This window comes from Oculatella sp. FACHB-28 (genome assembly GCF_014696015.1).
Lineage (GTDB): Bacteria > Cyanobacteriota > Cyanobacteriia > Elainellales > Elainellaceae > JAAUTN01.
In genome coordinates, this window is sequence record NZ_JACJPJ010000087.1 from 104,265 (window position 1) to 125,273 (window position 21,009).

Here is a 21,009-nt window from a genome sequence, read left to right on the forward strand (position 1 = left end):
AGGCTTCCGTTCCGCCAGCAAGATGCAATAAGCGGATGTAAATTGAAGTTGGATATAAAGTTGAATGCGTTGGGGTGTGAGGTTGGAGCAGCAATGTAACGGCTTAGAGTTGCACTATGCAATCCAGCTTACTGTCTGATCTGTCTGAATCTGGTTACGCTGTAAACAGTTGCATCTTGTCCATTGTAAGGCATTTGAGCTTTAATTGCATACAAATGTACTAACCAATGTCCAGAGTGAAATGCAGTGAAAAGGGCTGCATTGCCGTTAAACGGGTGCCCAACTCAAACCAATGTCTAGATATTTCTGGGTTCTGCAAGGCGGAGAGACCCCACTAGCTACCTTTTTATTTCTAGTGCCTGATTTCGGGTAAAAAGTTCAGCAAAAATTTAGTATTGAGTTGTCTTAGATTTTTCAGAACCACATGCGTTAGAAGGATTGTTCCCTCAAGATCCAGACTTCACCCATTGCAGATTTCAATCTTTTACACAGAATGACAACTAATCTTCCCAATCTGCTTGTTCCTGATACAGCCCTGTCAGTGGCAGGGCTGACTGCCTACATTCAGGAATTGCTGGAACAGGATAACCAGTTGCGTCAGGTTTGGGTCACTGGGGAGGTATCGAGTGCCAGTCGCTATCGCAGCGGGTTGTTTTTTACGCTGCAAGACCCGGATGCAAAAGCAGCGATTAGCTGTGTGATATGGAATAGTCAGCTAACCAAGTTAGCAACTGTGCCTGTTCAGGGGGAGCAGTTCATCATTTTGGGTCGCATTCATGTGCATCCCCAACGGGGCAACTATCAGCTCATTGTTTGGCAAGCGCTTCCAGCGGGTGAGGGGTTGCGGGCATTGCGCTATCGGCAACTGCGGCTGCGGTTGGAAGCGGAAGGGCTATTTGACGCTGAGCGGAAACGTCCTTTGCCGGCTCATCCGCAAACGATCGCCGTCGTCACTTCACCGCAAGCGGCTGCTTGGGGCGACATTAAACGGACTTTGAAGCGTCGCTATCCAGGACTGTGTGTGTTATTTTCTCCAGCATTGGTTCAGGGGGATCAAGCTCCAGCTTCGATTGTGAATGCGATTCAACGAGTTGAGCAGGATGGGCGAGCAGAGGTGCTGATTCTATCGCGAGGCGGTGGAGCAATTGAGGATATGGCTTGCTTTAACGATGAGCGAGTGGTGCGGGCGATCGCCACCTGTCCGATTCCTGTTGTTGCCGGGATTGGGCATCAGCGAGATGAATCGCTGGCTGACTTAGTTGCAGATGTCTGCGCTCATACGCCGACTGCTGCCGCAGAGCAGGCTGTGCCGGAGCTAGCAGATTTGCTGAGTGAGCATCAAGAGCGGGTCAATGCACTCGCTCAGGCAATTGAGCATCGGCTCACTGCCAGCTATGACCATCTGCATCGGCTGCGAGAACGGTTGCGACGACTTCAGCCCGATCGCCAGATTCAGCGGGAAACCCAGGCTATTGCCTGGATGCGTCAACGCTTGCTGCACGGAACGGCCCAACAGCTTCAGCAGGCAAACCAGCATTGCCAGCTTTTGCGCCAAAAGCTGATTACCCTGGACCCTAAGGCGGTCTTGCGGCGCGGTTATGCTGTTGTGCGAGAGACAAATGGGAGCGTCGTACGGTCCTCCGCTGAGCTCACTCCGGGACAAGACCTGACGGTACAGCTTGCTCAGGGGCAGATTGAAGTTAAAGTTTCAGAAATTCCTAGTTCAACCCATGACCCACAGCATCAGGACTCTCTATGAGCGATTCAACTTCCCCTGGAACTGCCTATTCCAAATCCAGCCTAAGTTCTAAAGCGATCGCCTCCGATTCTCAGACTGCTCAAAGCTGGAGTTACGAGCAAACGGTCGCCCAGATTGAAGCAATTATCACGCGGATTGAGTTAGGTGACCTGGAGTTGGCCGACGTATTTGAGCAGTTTGCCACCGCCGTTGAGCATCTGCGCGAGTGCGAAATTTTCCTCTCGCATCAGCAGCGGCAGATGGATGTGTTAGTTGAAACGTTGATGGACGAGCCAGAAGGGTTCTAGGCAATGCTGCCTCGCTTCCTGGCTTCTTTATAGGAAGTGCCGATGCCGCGCAATCCGGCACGGATCATTTGCTGTTCGAGTAGGGCAAAGAAACGGGCGCGATCGCCTCCCCTAACTACAGCTTGATTATGTGCTTCAGCTAGCGCTACAGGATAACCGTACCCTTTTTGTACTTGAGTCAGCGTCAGGCTGAGGGCAATGTTGAGCAGTTCTGCATCTTCTGCAACCCAGGCAGGAAATTCTATTCGGGCGACTTCTGAGCCAACGTGGGCGTAGCAGAAGTAGATAGCGTGATCTCCGTAGAGATCCAGGATTTTAGCAGAGCTGCGCCAGAGAGGACTGCGCTGACCGGGGCTGAGTAACAGTGACCACAGCGCAGTGTCGCGCAACGGTGCAAACACTTGGCAGGGAGCCTGTTCTGTTTGTCCGGGGCAGTGGGTAGCACAGTCGGGTGTGTCGTAGGGGCAGGTGTGCAGCCGCAAAAAGTTGAGTGCCTCACCGCTGCGAGAGGCGCTGAGATAGCCAACCAGGGGAATCTTTGCAGCCTTTAACTGATCCCAGGCGTGAAGAATGGGCGGTAGGATGCGCGCGCGGGCATCCGCAGGCAGCGGCTCCAGAAACCAGTGAATCAGCGAACCGTCTACCATTGCCAGAGTCGGTGGAGGTTCATTTGACAGCATTGACAGTTGCAGGTGTGGCGAAGCAACTTTGCTGACTAATTCCCGACTTTGAATTTCTGTTCCAGTAGCCAATTCTGCCAGCACTGTGGCTTCTGAGACGGTTCGCCGATAGCCCATCCATTCCTCAGTCCGAATTCCCCATTGGCGGGAAATGTACAGGTCTTCAGGACGGTAAAACACTTCCGGCAAACTGTCTAGCAGCGGATGGCGATTTTGGGCATAGTGCAGCACAACCCGACCGACGTTGATCAGATAGCAGTAGGCAATTTCATGGTGGCTGGGGGCAATCTGCGACCCGTCAGTCGCTAAAACGGTGTGGATATTAGGTGCAGCGGTTAGATCAATTCGCGTGTCGAGGGGTTCAATCGGTTCCGCAGCTGCAAAACCAAGGCGATCGCCCCAGGTTTCTTGTAGCGTCACTAGTTCTGCCTGGTGACTTCGCGCCTGCTCTAGCAACTGCTGCGCCAACTCTAACCGCTGTCGTGTTGCAGCCGCTTCATGGGAGAGATGCTGGCTAATGTCCTGCATCTGTCGCGCTAGTTTGATCAAGTCGAGCATGAAGGGATCAGTTGAAGGGCAATGAGCATTATTTGGGGATCACTGAAAACGCTGGAGAATGGCGATCGCCCTGTCTGGGTAGAATCGTAGCCCAACTTGAATTAAATTAGTACAAATGTCTTTAATTAATTTGCTTTAATTAATTGGATGGTTTCCACCCAGATCCGATGTACAGATTTGCAGCAGCTTCTGAATCTGAACTGATTGTGTTTGGCGCAGCGAAACCCGGAGCTTCTGAACAGCAGGTCTTGCAATGGGTTCAGTTTATGCAGCAGCAAGGGATTCAACGAGTTTGCTGTTTACTTCCACAAAAGCAACTCACTCCGTATCCAGACTTGCTAGACACCTACCGACAAGCATTTGGGGACGGTAAAATCCTGTGGGCACCTGTGAAGGATTTTCATCTGGTCGAACCAGAAATGCTCACCCAGAGAATTCTGCCGTTTTTAGCTGAAGCTGATTGGCAGCGTGAAAAGGTGGTCGTTCACTGCTCTGGTGGAGTGGGACGCACGGGGCACATTCTCGCAGCCTGGTTAGTGTTTAGACGAGGATTATTAAATAAGGATGCGATCGCTGCTGTCAAAAGAACCGGGCGCAATCCCTACGAAGCGGCGATCGCTGGAACGCTAATGGGCACAAATCCTTGGAAGGGAATCTCTCAGTTGAACGCTCTTTTGGATTCTTGCCGTTAACCCAACACTTAAAAAAGCGGAAGAAGGGTTGAACCTTACTCCCGCTTGAAGTTTGAATCGCAATGATCTGTGATCTCTAGTCGAGGAAGCCCATGAGTCCTTCGGGCTGGTCGATCTCGTTAGAGGCGACCGGGCGATTGCCGGGGAGGTGGCTACCTCTCATTAGATCGGCGCTGCTGGCGACAATGGGGCGATGTCCAGGCAGCGTATCGACATCCAGTACTTCAAAGTCATTGGCGAAAACGGGGCGATGACCCGGAAGGCTGTCAACGTCCACAACCCGCAGGTGGCTAGCAGAAATTGGGCGGTTGCCTAGCAGATACCCTGAAATCTCCAGCTTGCTAGCAGCGATCGGGCGATAGCCTGACATGCTAAGGGCATTTTCAACTTCGATGTCACTGGGACCAATAGGGCGGTTAGCCAACTCACCCGATGGACGAAACTGGATCTGACTTGAAGATTTGTTTGATTCAGACTGTCCAGATTTAGTAGCATGGTCAGCCCCCTGTGAATCATTGTTAGATTCAACCGCCGTAGTTTGAGATTCGTTTTCGCTGCTCATCGCTCCCTCCTTTAGTTCCCCACCGTGTCCATTTTTTGTATCGGTTTCAGTAATACTCATCAATCAAATCCTTGGGTGCCTTATTTCAACGGGCGATCGCCCGTTGCATAGCTGCTTGATTAGACTTTTTGGAACGTATTTCTACCGATTTAAACCTTTTAACGCTTTTATTGGCGGCAAAGCTGCACTGCGATCGCAAAGATCCCACTGACTTGTCCTGAAGTTATTCTATGAAAGTTTTCGTAATAATTTAATAATTCAATCTAATTTGTTGATTTGAAGTTATTTACTGACAAATAACTTAATCCAATCACACAAGACTTACCATTCCCTGAGAGCGTTTGCTACTCCGCACTGTAGCGCTTCTGGCAAATTTGTGTCTTTCGCCATCATCTTTAGCTGCTCATGAGCAGCATCCGGGGCAAGTTGCTTGAGGGCGGCGATCGCGTGTAGCTGTACTCCTGGATCTGACTCTGACAGCAGCCCGATCAATGGGTCTAGAGCCTTAATTTCGCCTAAATGTCCTAAGCTAAGGGCGATCGCTTGTTTTCCTGGTGACTGCGGCGAGGACTCAGAATCAAGCAAAGTGATCAAAATTTCCGCTGCTTGAGGCTTTAGCGCTGGATCTTCCACTTTTCCGAGAGCGGCAATCATTTCACGATAGACCTCTGCCGAAACGCAAGGCAGAATGGACTGAATTTTTTTGAGAACGGTTGCGGTCATGCCCCAGCTTAGCGATCGCACAATTTCGATCTGCAAAGCTGAAGGGGTATGAGGGGAGTGCAGCATGTCAGCGAGAGCTTGGGCTGCGGCAGGGTTGCTCAGTCGCCCTAGGGCGATCGCCGCTTGCTGACAAACCTGCAAATTTAAGTCTGTTAAATGAGGAATCAGCAGATTGACCAGGTCGATCTCGGCTTGCAGGTTGGCTCTCAAACCCACAGCAATTACTGCCTCTCGCCGAACTGCCGCTGCCGGATCTTGAAGCGCATTGACCAACACCGGAAAGACACGCGGGTCGTGAAAGCTGCTCAATGCCTCAATTGCTGCTGCACGAATTTCGGGCTGCGCATCGTTTGTAATGCTGAGCAAAGGGGCGATCGTTTGAGAATGGCGAATGCGGGAGAGCGATCGCACTGCCAAAAGCCGAAACTGCTCCATCGACAGCAGTTCTGTTAGCGGAGCAATCGCCTGATTGCCCAAATTTGCTAGAGCTTCTGCAGCAACCGCACTGAGTTCTCCTTCAGCGGTTTTTAGCAAACTGATTAAAACCTGAACTACGACAGGATGGTCAAACTCGCCTAGGGTTCGCACAGTAAACCAGAGCAATTCCCAGTCAGTGTCCTCGTGCTCAAGAATCGCAATCAGGGGAGCGATCGCCTTTGTCCCAAAGCGAGGCAAGAGTTTCGCAACATCCCATCGCGTCTGAAAATCCCCTTCTATAAATAGGTCTAACGCCAGATCAAGCCATAGCTCTGGATTGATGCCGTCTTCTGGAGTTGCCCAGCCATACTGGTTTGCCAGAGCAGACAAAGGCGGAGAACAGTTGCTCCAAGAGTGACTAAACTGCGTGTCGTTTTCAGCTGTATCTAGCAAACTTAGTATTCCTTAAAATCTACAAGACCATCCTGTCAATCGAGCATCAGGCTAATGTAGTCACTACATATTGAAATAGGTTTTGTAACTGAGTATACGGTTCTACCGTGCCAATCTAAATACCCTGTCACTCAAAGAATTAGAAGTCTAGTATTCACACTCGATTTTTTGCTTTTAGTTAACTTTCGCACATTGTGGTTTGAATTGCTCCCCGCATTAAAGTAGGAACCCTTTTGAGAAAATTTGGTTGCTTTTAATACTAATTTGTTCTTCAAGCGTTCTAGTTGTTACTTACGTAACACCCCTATTTAAGAATATCTTGGCTTGCTGTGGTGTGTGACCTTACTAAAGGTTGATTCAGACCTTGAACACTTTTCCTACAATGCAGCCAAATTGATATTGAAAGAAGCAAACGCACATCTGACTGATCTGTGCATTTTGTGTAGTTTTGGTAAAGCAAACTACAGAATTAAGCAAAAGAACAGCGAAAATTTTGCTCTCTATCCCTTGGAATCAGATCAATGTTAGTTAAACAGGTCGGAAAAAGCTTGATTTGAGAGGGTTTTCAGCCGTTGATGTAAGACATGCATGAGCATTATGCAAAAACTTCATCTTAGAAAATATTTTGTAACTAAAGATACGAAAATTCTGCTTGAATCCGGATAAATTATTGAGAAATCGGGCATAGACGGACGCAATAAAGTTTGAGTTTAGGAGCTTAAAGTGTTAGCTAAGCTGCATTTGAATCGTACATTCTTTAATAAAGTTGAATGAGCTTGGCGATCGCTACTTTTACCTTCTGTGTGCTGTTAAAAATTTTCTTTTTTTCAAATCTAGTCGTCAACTTGACTTTTCAGATTCTCCTAAAGGCTTATTGAGAATTCTCACGGTGAATTCATTTTAGGTTTGACCTTATACAGGTCATTTCAAAGTACTCAACTTCTCACAACTAAGTTTCTTCAGATTTAACTAGAACTATTTGATAGTTCCTCATTACTCATGCAGGACTACATTTCAGGCACAAGCATCAAGAGGACAGTTCCGTGACTCAAGCAGCAACAAACCCTACTGCAACACTGAATAAATTTGAAAAATTTAAAGCTGAGAAAGATGGCTTGGCAGTCAAGCAGGAAATTGATCGCTTTGCCCAAATCGGTTGGGAGGCAATGGATGAAACTGACCGGGATCATCGGCTGAAATGGCTGGGAGTTTTCTTTCGCCCTGTGACTCCAGGTAAGTTTATGCTGCGGATGCGAATTCCTAGTGGAATTCTCACCAGTGGGCAAATGCGAACGCTAGCGGAAGTCGTGCAGCGCTATGGCGAGGACGGCAACGCCGACATCACGACTCGCCAAAACCTTCAGCTTCGTGGCATTCGGCTTGAGGACATTCCCGATATTTTTCAACGATTCGAGCAGGTAGGCTTAACCAGCGTTCAGTCGGGCATGGACAACGTTCGCAATATCACGGGTTCCCCCGTTGCTGGAATTGATGCCGACGAACTGATCGACACCCGCGACCTGGTGCAGCAGGTGCAGGACATGATCACGAACAGTGGCGAGGGAAATCCAGCATTTACCAACTTGCCGCGCAAGTTTAACATTGCGATCGCCGGATGCCGCGACAACTCCGTCCATGCTGAAATTAACGACATTGCCTTTGTTCCAGCCTTTAAGGACGGCGCGTTAGGTTTCAACGTTTTGGTCGGTGGCTTCTTTTCTGCGAAGCGTTGCGAAGCGGCGATCCCGATGGATGTCTGGGTTGATCCCAGCCAAGTGGTGGCGCTGTGCGAGGCGATTTTGATCGTTTACCGCGATCACGGGCTGCGGGCAAATCGGCAAAAAGCACGACTAATGTGGCTGATTGACGAGTGGGGTGTTGAAAAATTCCGCGCAGCAGTCGAGCAGCAATTAGGGACCTCCCTACAAACAGCAGCAGAGAAAGACGAGATCGCTTGGGACAAGCGGGATCACATCGGGGTTTATGCTCAAAAGCAATCTGGCTTGAACTATGTCGGTCTACATGTGCCTGTCGGTCGGTTGTTTGCCCAAGACATGGTTGAACTGGCGCGAATCGCCGACGTCTATGGCAGCGGCGAGTTACGGCTGACCGTCGAGCAAAACGTGATCATTCCTAATGTGTCGGACTCACGGCTGGAATTGCTGCTGAAGGAGCCATTGCTGGAACGGTTTTCGGTCAGTCCGGCAATGTTAGAGCGATCGCTTGTTTCCTGCACAGGCAGCCAGTTCTGCAACTTTGCCCTGATTGAAACTAAAAATCGTGCCCTGGGGCTAATTCGGGAACTGGAAGCAGAGGTTTCTTGCTCACAGCCCGTGCGAGTTCACTGGACGGGTTGCCCCAATTCTTGCGGACAGCCGCAGGTTGCTGATATCGGTCTGATGGGCACTAAAGCTCGCAAGGATGGCAAAACGGTGGAAGCCGTTGACATCTACATGGGCGGCAAGGTGGGCAAAAATGCTCACTTGGGTACCTGTGTGATGAAATCTGTGCCCTGTGATGACCTCAAACCCGTGCTGCGGAATTTACTGGTTGAACACTTCGGCGCACAACTGAAGGAGGAAGCCGTGACTTCAACTTAGATTTAGTTGGATGATTTCTCCTGATTGCTGGAGGGTGGCACTTTTTCTGGTACGGGCTACCTTCTATCGTCAGCCTCCTCAAAGCTGCACTCCTTTTGGAATGGAGGACTGTCTGTGCAGCCCAATTGCTCCACAAACCCTAAATCTTTTAACCCTCAACGACTACTTACCGAAAGGACTTGGTGAACGTAAATGGCAAGATTTTCTAGACGGCAATTCATCATCACCGCAGGCGCAACCGCAGCAGGTAGTCTCTGGCTGCATGGCTGTAGCAGCAACGAAACAGCCAGTTCCGATCCCGTTCCTGCTGCCGAAATTGCCCCAGAAGATGCTCCAGAGGTTACAGCCGCAAGGCTAGGCTTCATTGCCTTAACCGACTCCGCACCGTTAATCATTGCTCAGGAAAAAGGTTTCTTTGCCAAGTACGGTATGACCGAGGTAGAGGTCATCAAGCAAGCCTCCTGGGGAACCACCCGCGACAACCTGGTTCTGGGTTCTGGAGGAGACGGCATTGACGGCGCTCACATTCTCACTCCCATGCCTTACCTGATCTCTGAGGGCACGGTTACGGATGGCAGAAAGATTCCCATGTACATCCTGGCGCGACTGAATGTGGATGGTCAGGCTATTTCGGTTGCGAATAAGTACAAAGAGCTAAATGTTCAGCTAGACAGTTCTTTACTCAGACCCAGCATCGATGAGGCAAAGGCGGCTGGCAATCCACTGAAATTTGCCGTTACTTTCCCTGGTGGTACCCATGACCTGTGGATGCGTTACTGGTTAGCCGCAGGCGGAATCGACCCAGACAATGACGCTTCAACGATTGTGGTTCCCCCGCCGCAGATGGTCGCCAACATGAAAACTGGAACGATGGATGCTTTCTGCGTGGGTGAACCCTGGAACGCGCAGTTGATCAACCAAAACATTGGTTACTCCGCTCTCACAACAGGACAGCTTTGGAATAATCACCCTGAAAAAGCATTCGCAATGCGGGCAGATTGGGTAGACCAAAACCCGAAAGCAACGCAGGCACTGCTGAAAGGAGTGCTGGAGGCGCAGATCTGGTGTGATCAGGCAGAAAACAAAGAGGAAATGGTAGACATTATTTCCAAGCGAGCCTGGTTTAATGTCCCTGCCAAGGACATCATAGAGCGGACTAAGGGCAACTACGACTTCGGCGATGGTCGCGTTGAAAGTGAGAGCGATCACATGATGAAGTACTGGAATGAGGATGCGTCCTATCCCTTTAAGAGTCATGATCTCTGGTTCTTGACCGAAGATGTGCGCTGGGGCTATTTGCCATCTGACACCGACCTTCAGGCACTCGTCGATGCCGTCAACCGGGAAGACTTATGGCGGGAAGCGGCAAAGGCGATCGGTCAGGAGGCAGCAATTCCAGCTAGCACCTCTCGCGGCGTTGAAACCTTCTTTGACGGCAAGCAGTTTGACCCCGAAAATCCAACGGCTTACCTGGACAGCCTGGAAATCAAGAAAATTTAATTCCTCACTTGGTAGAGACGCGATTAGCAGAGACGCAATGAATCACGTCTCTACAAGCCAGGAAGGTTAAGGAATGGAAATTCAATAAACTGCACTGCTTCGAGGATGAGCATTTTGCTTATCCAGATAGGGGAGAAACCTACCCCATAGATAATTGAGTTCACAATCCCAAGTTATTACCCCGCCACCAGGAGATCATTGAGATGACCGCAAGACTGGACGCAAGACCGAAACGTTTTAGCAGCGAAAACTTAGTTTCGATGCTGGGGAAACAGGCTAAAGTGCTGTATCCACCGGCGATCGCCCTGCTCATTTTCCTGGTCATCTGGCAAGCTCTCACCTCCCTGCCATCAGCAACCCTACCCAGCCCAATCCAGACCGTTGAGGAAACCTGGGAACTAATCATCAACCCCTTCTTTGATAACGGTGGTAATGACAAAGGACTGTTTTGGCAAGTCTTAACCAGTTTGCAACGAGTCGCCCTGGGTTACGCTCTAGCCGCCATCGCTGGAATTGGGTTGGGCATTTTGATTGGCACCAGCACCTTCATGTTTCGGGCTCTCGACCCTATCTTTCAGGTTCTGCGAACCGTGCCGCCGCTAGCCTGGTTGCCGATTTCCCTGGCTGCTTTTCAACAAGCAAATCCGTCTGCCATCTTCGTGATTTTCATTACGGCAATTTGGCCAATCATCATCAACACGGCTGAAGGGGTGCGCCAAATTCCCCAAGACTACAACAACGTGGCTAAAGTGCTGCGCCTGTCTCGCACCGAGTACTTCTTCAAAATTCTCATGCCTGCTACTGTGCCCTACATCTTCACAGGACTGAAGATCGGCATTGGACTCTCCTGGTTGGCGATCGTTGCAGCCGAGATGCTGATTGGCGGCGTTGGCATTGGCTTCTTCATCTGGGATGCCTGGAATAGCTCTCGTATCAGCGACATTATCATTGCCATCATCTATGTCGGCTTAGTCGGCTTACTGCTCGACTGGCTGGTCAGCCAGATCGCCAGGTTTGTCGTTCCCGAAGAACAAAAGCAAGGCTAACTCCAATTCCCAATTCCCCATCCCTAATCCCCAACCCCCTCCACAACCATGTCAGTCTTCGTCGAAGTTGATCACGTCGATCGCATTTTCTCAATGCCCAATGGCAATAGCTATGTTGCGTTGAGAAACATTGAACTCAAGATTCGCAAGGGTGAATTCGTTACTCTGATTGGACACTCTGGCTGCGGCAAGTCTACGCTGCTCAACATTGTGGCAGGGCTAGATCAGCCCACTCACGGCGGCGTAATTTTGGAAGGGCGGCAGGTTAAGGAACCTGGACCTGATCGCATGGTGGTCTTCCAAAACTACTCGCTGCTGCCCTGGCTGTCGGTGCGGGAGAATATTTCTCTGGCAGTCAACCGAGTGATGAACAAATTGCCCCAAGGTGAGCGGCGCAGCATTGTCGAACATCACATCGATATGGTGGGGTTGCGCCATGCTGCTGATAAGCGACCGGGGCAACTGTCTGGCGGCATGAAACAGCGGGTGGCGATCGCCCGTGCCCTGGCTATTCGTCCGAAACTGCTGCTGTTAGACGAACCCTTCGGCGCACTCGATGCATTGACCCGAGGCGGCTTGCAGGAACAGTTAATGAAAATCTGTGAAGAAAGTCATGTTACCTGCATCATGGTGACGCACGACGTAGACGAAGCGCTGCTGCTATCCGACCGGATCGTGATGCTGACAAACGGACCTGAAGCCCATGTTGGTCAAATCATTGACGTGCCGTTTCCGCGTCCTCGCAGCCGTATGGATGTGGTCAACCATCCCAACTATTACAGTCTGCGGAGCGAGATTGTTTATTTCCTCAACCAGCAGAAACGAGCAAAGAAACTGAAGGTGCAACATGCCACGGCGATCGCCCGCAACGGTTTAGAGAAAGTCAACCTGGAGCTTGGCTTCATTCCACTGACCGACTGCGCGCCCATGATCGTTGCCAAAGAAAAAGGCTTCTTTCAAAAGCATGGCTTAGAGGAAGTCACCCTCAGCCGTGAGCCAAGTTGGAAGGCGATCGCAGAAGGCGTAGCGACAAAGCGGCTTGATGCAGCGGCAATGGTTGCTGGAATGCCCCTGGGTATGACTCTCGGCATGAACGGCAAACCCCCTACCCCGGTGATCACAGCCCTGACCCTATCGCGCAACGGCAACGCGATTACGTTGAGCAAAAGATTATTCGACCAGGGCGTGCGAACGCTGGCAGATTTTAAGGCGGCGATCGCCCGAACGCCTGACAAAGTTCCTACCCTTGGCGTTGTGCATCCCTCTTCCATGCACAACCTGATGTTGCGCTACTGGTTAGCGGCAGGCGGCATTGACCCCGACCGTGATGTCAGCCTGACCGTAATTCCGCCTGCCCAGATGGTGTCCAACCTGAAAGCAGGCAACATCGACGGCTACTGCGCTGGAGAACCTTGGAATTCTCGTGCTGTCCATGAAGGGTTAGGTTTTGTCATTGCTACCGATCTGGATATCTGGCAAGGTCACTGCGAAAAAGTTTTGGGTGTACGTGAAGACTGGGCAAACCAGTACCCACAAACCCACCTGGCACTGGTTAAAGCATTATTAGAAGCTTGCGAATATTGCGATGATCGCCGCAATCGCCAAGAAATTTTAGACTTTCTCTGCCAACCTGAATACGTTGGTTCAGAAGCCGTCTACACCCGTCCTGGCTTCATCGATTCCTATAATCGCGGCGATGGCACTGCTCCCCAGATGGACTTGCACTATAACCAGTTTTACGTCAACAAAACCAACTGCCCCGACCACGTTGAAGGGCTGTGGATCCTGACTCAAATGGCACGTTGGGGCATTACCTCCTTCCCCCGCAACTGGATTGAAATTCTGGAGCGAGTTCGCCGAATTGACGTATTTGGTCAGGCTGCTAGAGAACTGGGACTGCAAGATATGGGGCGCGATCGCCATCCCATTTACTTATTCGATGGCACCGTCTTCAACCCTGACGACCCTATCCAATATCTCAAAGACCTGCCAATCAAACGTGAGACTCGCATTGAGGAAATTAGTCTGGATGAGCTAGTGGGGGCTAGGAGCTAAAAGCTGGGTTAGAGCCGTAGGTTGGGTTAAGCCCACGAAACCAACAACCACAAAGGTTTGCGTTTGTTAGGTTCCATACTTCAACCCAGTCTGCGACTTGATAAATTCATATTTCGACCTCAGAACCTAATGCTTTAATCTTCAGACCCCAAATTTCAAGCTTAGAACTCAAAGCTCCGACCTCAGAATCCAAAACTCCGACCTTACAGCTCAAAAGTTTGACTCCCAGACTTCAAGCTTCAAGCTCAAAACTCAAAGCTCCGACGTTAGAACTCGAAGCTTCAAGCTGAGAACCTGAAATCCCAAGCTCAGAACTCGAAACTTCGACCTCAGAACTCGAAACTCTATCCTCAAACTCCAAAACTTCAAATCTTCAATTTCGTCTTTCGTCCTCTATTCTTCGTCCTCCATCCCCCAACGCCATGCAAACCCTTAAACCTACCGACTTCAACGTCAACCCGCCTTTGAACCGCGATCCCTACCTGGTGATCGACAACGTTTCTAAAGCCTATCCCTCACCGGATGGAGCATACGTAGTGCTGGATGGCATTAACCTGACCGTCTATGAAGGTGAATTTATTTGCCTGATTGGACATTCCGGCTGCGGCAAATCCACTTTGTTGGATATGGTATCTGGTTTCCGCAAACCCACCGAAGGCGAAGTCCGCCTCCAGACCAAGCGCATCACCGAACCCGGACCCGATCGCATGGTGGTGTTTCAAAATTACTCACTGCTGCCCTGGATGACTGCCTTCGAGAACATTTACTTAGGCGTGAAATCTGTCTTTCCAGACAAACCAGAGGCAGAAAAGCGGGCGATCGTGCGCGATCACCTGGCACTGGTCGGACTCTCCGACGCAGCCGACAAGAAACCAAAAGAACTCTCTGGCGGCATGAAGCAGCGCGTTTGCATTGCTCGTGCCCTGGCACTACGTCCACAAGTGCTGATTCTAGATGAACCCTTTGGAGCGCTCGACCCCATTACTCGCGAAGAACTACAGGAAGAGCTGCTCAAGATCTGGACAGATCATCGTGTCACCGTGCTGATGATTACCCACGACATTGACGAAGCGCTGTTTTTGGGCGATCGCCTGGTGATGATGACCAATGGCCCCGCTGCCCAAATTGGCGAAATTCTCGACATTCCCTTCCCCCGTCCTCGCAACCGTACCCGCTTGATGGAAGACCCCCACTACTACGACCTACGAAACCACGCACTCGACTTCCTCTACCGTCGATTTGCTCATGATGACGCTTAGGAAAGAATGAGGGATGAGGGATAAAGCAAGGCTTCTGGCTTTTTGGTTCTTACACCCTAGCCCCCAGCCCCTAGCTCCTAGCCCCTCTTGCAAAAGCTACCTTTTAACACCGTGACAGACAGCATCAAAACACTGTGTCCTTACTGTGGCGTAGGGTGTGGGCTCGAAGTCTCACCCCCAGCTCAGCCAGGAAAGCCAGTTAATCGAGATAGTCAGGGAACTCCCATCTGGAAAGTGAAGGGCGATCGCACTCATCCTTCCAGTCAGGGAATGGTCTGTGTGAAAGGCGCAACGATTGCTGAGTCCATCCACAAAGATCGTTTGCTCTACCCGATGCTGCGCGACTCGCTAGACGAACCCTTTCGGCGAGTCAGTTGGGATGAGGCACTCAACACCTTAGTCGAACGCATCCAGACAGTACGCCACACGCATGGAGCAGATGCGCTGTGCATGTATGGCTCTGGTCAATTTGTCACAGAGGATTACTACACCGCTCAAAAGTTATTTAAGGGTTGCTTAGGTACCAACAACTTTGATGCCAACTCACGGCTGTGCATGTCTTCCGCTGTGAGTGGCTACATTCAAAGTCTCGGCTCTGACGGGCCGCCCTGTTGCTATGAAGATTTAGAACTCACCGACTGTGCCTTTCTGATTGGCACCAATGCCGCCGAGTGCCACCCGATCGCCTTTAACCGCCTGCGCAAACATCACAAGCAAAACAACCACGTCAAAATGATTGTGGTTGATCCGCGCTGCACCCCAACGGCGGAAGCGGCCGATTTACATCTGGCAATTCGACCTGGCACTGACATTGACCTGCTGAACGGCATTGCTCATTTACTGCTGCGATGGGGTGATTACGATTCTCTGTTTATTGAGGACTGCACCAAAGATTTCTCAGCTTTTGCTCAAGTGATCCAGCACTACCCACCAGAGGTCGTCGCTCAGCGCTGCGGCATTGAGGTGAAAGCATTGGAAACAGCCGCCCGCTATTGGGGAGATGCTAAGCGGGTTTTGTCGATGTGGTCAATGGGCATGAATCAGTCTAGCGAAGGCACTGCCAAAGTGCGCACACTGATCAACCTGCACCTGATGACCGGACAAATTGGCACGCCTGGTGCGGGGCCATTCTCCTTAACCGGACAACCCAACGCGATGGGTGGACGCGAAGTGGGTGGACTTTCGCATCTGTTACCGGGTTATCGTTCCGTCAAAAATCCGCAGCATCGAGCCGAGGTTGAGCAGTTCTGGGGATTGTCCCCCGGACAAATTGCTGCCCAACCCGGACGCACCGTCTGGGATATGATCACGGGCTTGGAAAGCGGCGAGGTTCATTTCCTGTGGATTGCTGCAACTAACCCGGTGGTCAGCTTGCCCGACTTAGAGCGGGTAAAAGCAGCTTTGCGGCGATCGCCCTTCACCGTCTACCAGGAAGCCTACTCCCCGACTGAGACAACTGCCTACGCCCACTTGCTGCTGCCTGCCACTCAGTGGAGCGAAAAATCGGGCACCATGACTAACTCCGAACGCCGCGTCACTCTATGCCCTGCTTTTCAACGTCCTCGGGGTGAAGCCAGAGAAGACTGGGCTGTTTTTGCCGAAGTGGGTCGCCGTCTCGGATTCGCGGCTCAATTCCCTTTTACCAGTTCCGCCGAAGTTCACGCAGAATTTGTCCAACTGACGCGCGATCGCCCCTGCGACATGACTGGCATTAGCCACGAACGATTGAGACAAGAAGGACCGCTCCAGTGGCCCTGCCCAGCCATAGAGCGTAATACTGCCAACCCGCCAGCTCCTAACCCCCAGCCCTCAGCCCCTATCCCCTCCAAACGCCTTTACACCGACCTGCGCTTTCCCACTGCTGACGGACGCGCTCGATTTGGGGCATACCACTCCAAAGGATTGGCAGAACCACCGGATGCCCAGTATCCTTACGTGCTGACAACGGGCCGACTCTATGGACACTGGCATACGCTGACCCGGACCGGACGCACTGACAAAACTCAGCAAATGCATCCCAACCCATTTTTGGAAATTCATCCGCGTGACGCCAAAGCGTTGGGCGTAAAAGAAGGGGATTGGTTAGAGGTGCGATCGCGCCGAGGTACAGCTCGCTTTCCTGCCAAAGTCACGCAAGCGATCGCCCCCAATACCGTTTTCGTGCCCATGCACTGGGGTGAACTGTGGGCAGAACAGGCTGAAGCAAATGCCTTGACTCATCCTGAAGCGTGTCCTGACTCCTTGCAGCCCGAACTGAAAGCTTGTGCTGTTCAACTGGTACCAATTGCCGCAGATTTTGGAGCGCTACGAGCGGTTCCAACGGCGATCGCTCAATAGTCTGCATTAAGTCACTCCGGCGGCAGTGGCTACTCTTTTTCGCTGAATGCCCCCCAAAGGCTTGTTTCACCTGCGATTGCTGAAGTCTGCGCTGCTGTATCAGCCGATAAGGAGCTATAAACAATCGGCATAACCCCAACCACAAAAGATCCTAAAGCAATTAACAGCACTAAGAGGATGGAATTGTGGTGCTGCTCAGGTTTACTCCAGTGAATCCGATCCTGTGTATTCATTTAAAACTCTTCAGATGACTGAATGGCTAAATATTCTCATCTACTAGATTACCTAAAATTCTGTAGCTTTGGATACAGAAATATCTTGATTTCTGGATATTCCACCTTTCTACTCTAGAGTTTTAGCCGTTAATTTTCGCTTTTATTTAAGGAGGGGAAATCTACTGTGGCTGGATTATGGTCTTTCAGCGGACGACACCGCATCTTACACTTAACCTGGTTTGCCTTTTTTCTAACGTTTGTAGTCTGGTTTAACTTTGCTCCTCTGGCTACCGCAGTGCAGGCAGATTTAGGACTAACTGAAGCACAGCTTAGAACATTGGCTATTTGTAATGTGGCACTCACTGTTCCAGCCCGAATCATTATAGGAATGTTGTTAGACCGCTATGGCCCACGGTTAACTTATTCCTGTTTGCTGATCTATACAGCGATTCCCTGCTTTGCCTTTGCGCTAGCTCAAAACTTTGGGCAATTGGTGATCAGCCGTTTAGCTCTAAGCATTGTTGGCTGCGGATTTGTGATTGGCATTCGCATGGTCGCCGAGTGGTTTTCAACTAAAGAGATTGGTCTAGCAGAAGGCATCTATGGCGGCTGGGGAAATTTTGGTTCGGCCGGAGCTGCCTTCACCGTTCCGACGATCGCGATGGCTGGGTCTTTTTTGGCTGCAGGGCAGGTCAACTGGCGATTGGCGATCGCCCTAACAGGCATTGTTTCTGCCATCTATGGCGTGATTTACTACCTCAACGTTTCCGACACGCCACCCGGCAAAGTATATGAACGTCCAGCCAGCAGTGCCGGAATGGAAGTCACTTCCCAAAAGTCTTTCTGGGCGTTGCTCGCGATGAACATTCCCCTGGTTGGAATCCTGGGAGTAATTGCCTGGCGTTTAACCAAAGTTGGTTTTCTCAGCCAAACTGGGCTTTACATCACCTGGCTGCTTTTGGTGGTGCTGTATTTGTTTCAGGCTTACAACATCTGGCGAGCAAATAAGCCGCTGATGACTGGGCAAAAGCGTTACCCAGCCGAAGAACGCTACAAGTTTTCTCAGGTGTCTGTGTTGGAGATTGGCTATCTTGCCTGTTTTGGCTCAGAGTTAGCAATTGTATCGATGCTGCCTGCATTCTTTGAGCGGACGTTTAGCCTGAGTGCAGCTTTAGCGGGTGGAATCGCGGCTAGCTACTCCTTTATGAATCTGATTGCTCGTCCGGGTGGCGGTTTGATTTCTGACAAGATTGGCAGTCGCAAATGGACAATGACCGTTGTGACGGCACTTATGGGTTTGGGTTACTTGCTCATGAGTGGCGCAAACGGAGACTGGAGTTTGATGTTTGCGATCGGGGTAGCAATGGCGGCCGGATTCTTTGTCATGGCTTCTGAGGGGGCAACGTTTGCGATTGTGCCGCTGATCAAGCGTCGAGTAACGGGGCAAATTGCTGGCAATGTAGGTGCTTACGGAAATGTAGGGGCGGTTGCTTTTCTCACAATTTACAGCTTGCTACCAGCAGGGGAAGTAGGCGATCGCATCTTCTTTCAAATGCTGGGAGTTGTGGCTTTGATTTCAGCTAGCCTCTGTGCATTTTGCCTTCGAGAACCTGTCGGTTCCCATGAGGACGAGTCAGAGGGGATCGCACACAGCGGGGTAGCGGCACAAGTTTACGGTCAGGGGCAAATTGACCCTTAACCCATTCCCGTTCACCGAAATTTCTAAAGTTGTCTGGATAGTTTACGTCTGTAGCTACCATCCGCTATGCTTGGGCGTGGATTGCTGAGCCATCGGGGAGCAGACGAGATGAGGCGGTTGAAAAGGCTGTTCAAACAGGCTAAGGACGCAGGCAGCAATGAAAACTTCTTGACTTCTTTGCATCGACTAGAGGGGTTTGTTGCCAAGGTTTTATCTGTGGCAATGGTGGTTGTGATTCTAGTTTCACTCTTTGACCTAGCTCTATTTCTATCTGAAGAGCTATTTTCTGAACCTTACGGATTTTTTACAACCTCTCTCATTGAAATCTTTGGGCTGTTCCTAAATATTCTGATCGCTCTAGAAATCCTGGAAAACATTACTGCTTATTTAAGAAAGCACGTCGTCCAAGTAGAGCTTGTAGTTGCTACATCGCTGGTCGCCGTTGCCCGCAAAATTATCATTCTTGATCTGGATAAAACCACAGGACTGCAATTGATCGGTTTGGCAGTCTCCGTGTTTGCCCTTTCCGTCAGCTATTGGATTATCCGCCACACCACCCGTCCGTCAGCTTAAGAACCCAAAAGCCAACAGGCGCGCAGTTGCCTACACGCCTGTCTTAGATTGATATCTAGTATTTGTTAGCTAGCGAGGTACTCGCGGATGTCGGCTCTGCGTTTGCGGAGCTTGGTTAGCGCTTCCCGCTCAATTTGGCGTACCCGCTCACGGCTGATGTTAAGACGATCGCCAATCTTGGCCAACGTCAACGCTTGTCCGTCTTCCAAGCCAAACCGTAGAGACAACACCTCTCGCTGCTGCGGGGTCAGATCAGCCATGAGTTGCTCTAACTCAGTCTTGAGCGAAGACTGCATGGCAAAGTCTTCGGGGGAAGGTCCAGTATCTTCTAGTAGCTCACCCAGTTCCGTGTCTTGGTTATCGCCAACTCGCAGGTCCAGAGACAAAGGTTGTCTTGCCCGCTCCAGATATTCGCGCACTTGCTTGGAAGTCAGATCTAGCTCTTGGGCAAGTTCTGCCGCAGTTGCAGCCCGTCCCAACTGCTGAGCCAGTTGACGCTGGGCTTTCTTAATCTTGTTTAGCTTTTCAGTGATGTGGATGGGAAGGCGAATTGTGCGACCTTTCTCTGCGATCGCCCGTGTAATTGCCTGACGAATCCACCAATAGGCATAGGTTGAAAAGCGATAGCCTTTCGTCGGGTCAAACTTTTCGACGCCGCGCTGCATGCCAATCGTGCCTTCCTGGATCAAATCCAACAAGTCTACGTTGCGCTTGATGTATTTCTTGGCAACCGAGACAACCAAACGCAGGTTTGCCTCGACCATCTTGCGCTTAGCAATTTCTCCGTCGGCGATTGTTTGCTGCAACTCATCTACCGACACCCCAGCGTGCTCTGCCCACTCCATATCACTAGGTTCACAGCCAAGGCGATCGACAAGTGCCTCCCTGGTTTCCTGAAGGGCTGTAGAGCGCTGTACCTGCTTACCATAGAGAATTTCCTGCTCATGGGTCAGGAGAGGTACACGACCAATCTCTCGCAAGTAAGCACGAACTAAATCTGTGGAAGTTTGAGCAGTTTTCATATCACTGAATGTCAGATGGCAGGGATAAAAAGGGAATCTAATTAACGTAGCAAGTACGCAAAATTCGAAAGCGGCTCAAATAAATCGAGTTAAGACCGGATTAAATTTAAACCCGACCTAGAATAGCCGAACTGGAGTACAGCTTACAGCTCGATTCCAAACCTAAAGACTATGTTTAATCAACACTTAGGGTTCTAAGGAAGTTTGAGATACCTCGGGTAGGAAAGATTAGGCTTTCCATACCTGAACATTGTCTGGTAGATCCTTGAGTACTCCCTTTAACTATTCCTAGACCTATTTTGGGGCTAGCAATGTTCCGGTCGCCTCACGTTCCTCTCACTCCTTAAGTGTGTGAATATATTAAAAACTGTAACATTTATGAAAGGATTTCGTATACCTCTCTAGTACTAGAGTTTGTCCCTCGTGCACCGAACTCATAGCTCTAGCGTACCCAGTAAACCCGCTTCTGAATGCATCCTGGGGAACAAATTTCAGCAAATTTTAGGTTTGCGTAACACCTCCCTGACAGCAGGAATTTTTAATTTTCTTAACGTTTAATGAGTAAATACTCT

General features: G+C 50.5%; 16 protein-coding genes. 11 read left to right on the forward strand and 5 right to left on the reverse strand.

All coding sequences use genetic code 11. The annotated features are described in order from the left end of the window. Positions 1 to 493 precede the first annotated feature (493 nt). On the forward strand, positions 494 to 1,759 hold the full coding sequence (gene xseA, locus H6F88_RS21755; RefSeq protein ID WP_190644824.1) for an exodeoxyribonuclease VII large subunit: 1,266 nt from the start codon (positions 494 to 496) through the stop codon (positions 1,757 to 1,759). Further along, positions 1,756 to 2,046, forward strand: a complete 291-nt coding sequence (gene xseB / locus H6F88_RS21760) for an exodeoxyribonuclease VII small subunit (RefSeq protein ID WP_190644825.1) — start codon at positions 1,756 to 1,758, stop codon at positions 2,044 to 2,046. Before xseA ends, xseB begins: the two co-directional genes overlap by 4 nt. Here xseB and H6F88_RS21765 read toward each other — a convergent pair. Continuing rightward, positions 2,043 to 3,284, reverse strand: coding sequence for a DNA double-strand break repair nuclease NurA (locus H6F88_RS21765; protein ID WP_190644826.1), 1,242 nt, complete (start codon positions 3,282 to 3,284; stop codon positions 2,043 to 2,045). The two genes, xseB and H6F88_RS21765, sit on opposite strands and share 4 nt — an antisense overlap. A gap of 167 nt (positions 3,285 to 3,451) precedes the next feature. Between H6F88_RS21765 and H6F88_RS21770 the strand changes: the two genes are divergently transcribed. Next, entirely contained in the window at positions 3,452 to 3,976 is a 525-nt protein-coding gene (locus tag H6F88_RS21770; RefSeq protein ID WP_190644827.1) for a dual specificity protein phosphatase family protein, read from the forward strand. Positions 3,977 to 4,052: 76 nt separating this feature from the next. Here H6F88_RS21770 and H6F88_RS21775 read toward each other — a convergent pair whose 3' ends face one another. After that, the gene (locus H6F88_RS21775) at positions 4,053 to 4,598 is read right to left on the reverse strand and encodes a hypothetical protein (protein ID WP_190644828.1); all 546 of its coding nucleotides are present in this window, start codon (positions 4,596 to 4,598) and stop codon (positions 4,053 to 4,055) included. 261 nt (positions 4,599 to 4,859) lie between these two features. Beyond that, positions 4,860 to 6,131 carry a HEAT repeat domain-containing protein gene (locus H6F88_RS21780; RefSeq protein ID WP_190644829.1) on the reverse strand — a complete coding sequence of 424 codons (1,272 nt, stop codon included), beginning with the start codon at positions 6,129 to 6,131 and terminating at the stop codon, positions 4,860 to 4,862. Positions 6,132 to 7,174: 1,043 nt separating this feature from the next. Here H6F88_RS21780 and H6F88_RS21785 point away from each other — a divergent pair. The 6 genes from H6F88_RS21785 (at position 7,175) to H6F88_RS21810 (ending at position 16,928) form a co-directional block, all read left to right on the forward strand. Continuing rightward, on the forward strand, positions 7,175 to 8,731 hold the full coding sequence (locus tag H6F88_RS21785; RefSeq protein WP_190644830.1) for a ferredoxin--nitrite reductase: 1,557 nt from the start codon (positions 7,175 to 7,177) through the stop codon (positions 8,729 to 8,731). A 192-nt stretch (positions 8,732 to 8,923) separates the two neighbouring features. Then, positions 8,924 to 10,231: a CmpA/NrtA family ABC transporter substrate-binding protein gene (locus H6F88_RS21790; RefSeq protein WP_190644831.1), complete on the forward strand. Its 1,308-nt coding sequence runs from the start codon at positions 8,924 to 8,926 to the stop codon at positions 10,229 to 10,231. 260 nt (positions 10,232 to 10,491) lie between these two features. Further along, positions 10,492 to 11,277, forward strand: a complete 786-nt coding sequence (gene ntrB / locus H6F88_RS21795; protein ID WP_242050653.1) for a nitrate ABC transporter permease — start codon at positions 10,492 to 10,494, stop codon at positions 11,275 to 11,277. A gap of 48 nt (positions 11,278 to 11,325) precedes the next feature. After that, on the forward strand, positions 11,326 to 13,332 hold the full coding sequence (locus tag H6F88_RS21800; protein WP_190644833.1) for a nitrate ABC transporter ATP-binding protein: 2,007 nt from the start codon (positions 11,326 to 11,328) through the stop codon (positions 13,330 to 13,332). A gap of 422 nt (positions 13,333 to 13,754) precedes the next feature. Further along, positions 13,755 to 14,591, forward strand: coding sequence for a nitrate ABC transporter ATP-binding protein (locus H6F88_RS21805; RefSeq protein WP_190644834.1), 837 nt, complete (start codon positions 13,755 to 13,757; stop codon positions 14,589 to 14,591). A gap of 111 nt (positions 14,592 to 14,702) precedes the next feature. Then, positions 14,703 to 16,928, forward strand: coding sequence for a molybdopterin-dependent oxidoreductase (locus H6F88_RS21810; RefSeq protein ID WP_190644859.1), 2,226 nt, complete (start codon positions 14,703 to 14,705; stop codon positions 16,926 to 16,928). A gap of 29 nt (positions 16,929 to 16,957) precedes the next feature. Here the strand turns inward: H6F88_RS21810 and H6F88_RS21815 are convergent, their stop codons facing one another. Next, positions 16,958 to 17,161 (reverse strand): hypothetical protein, encoded by a 204-nt coding sequence (locus H6F88_RS21815; RefSeq protein WP_190644835.1) that lies wholly within the window; start codon positions 17,159 to 17,161, stop codon positions 16,958 to 16,960. Between the two features lie 166 nt (positions 17,162 to 17,327). Here H6F88_RS21815 and H6F88_RS21820 point away from each other — a divergent pair, with 166 nt between their 5' ends. Together H6F88_RS21820 and H6F88_RS21825 are read left to right on the forward strand one after the other, a co-directional pair. After that, positions 17,328 to 18,842 (forward strand): NarK family nitrate/nitrite MFS transporter, encoded by a 1,515-nt coding sequence (locus tag H6F88_RS21820; protein WP_190644836.1) that lies wholly within the window; start codon positions 17,328 to 17,330, stop codon positions 18,840 to 18,842. A gap of 108 nt (positions 18,843 to 18,950) precedes the next feature. Beyond that, the gene (locus H6F88_RS21825; RefSeq protein ID WP_190644837.1) at positions 18,951 to 19,415 is read left to right on the forward strand and encodes a phosphate-starvation-inducible PsiE family protein; all 465 of its coding nucleotides are present in this window, start codon (positions 18,951 to 18,953) and stop codon (positions 19,413 to 19,415) included. Positions 19,416 to 19,480: 65 nt separating this feature from the next. Here H6F88_RS21825 and H6F88_RS21830 read toward each other — a convergent pair whose 3' ends face one another. Further along, positions 19,481 to 20,437 (reverse strand): RNA polymerase sigma factor, RpoD/SigA family, encoded by a 957-nt coding sequence (locus H6F88_RS21830; protein ID WP_190644838.1) that lies wholly within the window; start codon positions 20,435 to 20,437, stop codon positions 19,481 to 19,483. Between the last annotated feature and the right edge of the window lie 572 nt (positions 20,438 to 21,009).

Bases quoted from the DNA above. Each gene is read 5' to 3' on its own strand.
- H6F88_RS21825 (WP_190644837.1), top strand. From the start codon at position 18,951: ATGAGGCGGTTGAAAAGGCTGTTCAAACAGGCTAAGGACGCAGGCAGC.
- H6F88_RS21805 (WP_190644834.1), top strand. From the start codon at position 13,755: ATGCAAACCCTTAAACCTACCGACTTCAACGTCAACCCGCCTTTGAAC.
- H6F88_RS21790 (WP_190644831.1), top strand. From the start codon at position 8,924: ATGGCAAGATTTTCTAGACGGCAATTCATCATCACCGCAGGCGCAACC.
- H6F88_RS21770 (WP_190644827.1), top strand. From the start codon at position 3,452: ATGTACAGATTTGCAGCAGCTTCTGAATCTGAACTGATTGTGTTTGGC.
- xseB (WP_190644825.1), top strand. From the start codon at position 1,756: ATGAGCGATTCAACTTCCCCTGGAACTGCCTATTCCAAATCCAGCCTA.
- H6F88_RS21800 (WP_190644833.1), top strand. From the start codon at position 11,326: ATGTCAGTCTTCGTCGAAGTTGATCACGTCGATCGCATTTTCTCAATG.
- H6F88_RS21815 (WP_190644835.1), bottom strand. From the start codon at position 17,161: ATGAATACACAGGATCGGATTCACTGGAGTAAACCTGAGCAGCACCAC.
- xseA (WP_190644824.1), top strand. From the start codon at position 494: ATGACAACTAATCTTCCCAATCTGCTTGTTCCTGATACAGCCCTGTCA.
- H6F88_RS21765 (WP_190644826.1), bottom strand. From the start codon at position 3,284: ATGCTCGACTTGATCAAACTAGCGCGACAGATGCAGGACATTAGCCAG.
- H6F88_RS21830 (WP_190644838.1), bottom strand. From the start codon at position 20,437: ATGAAAACTGCTCAAACTTCCACAGATTTAGTTCGTGCTTACTTGCGA.
- ntrB (WP_242050653.1), top strand. From the start codon at position 10,492: ATGCTGGGGAAACAGGCTAAAGTGCTGTATCCACCGGCGATCGCCCTG.
- H6F88_RS21775 (WP_190644828.1), bottom strand. From the start codon at position 4,598: ATGAGTATTACTGAAACCGATACAAAAAATGGACACGGTGGGGAACTA.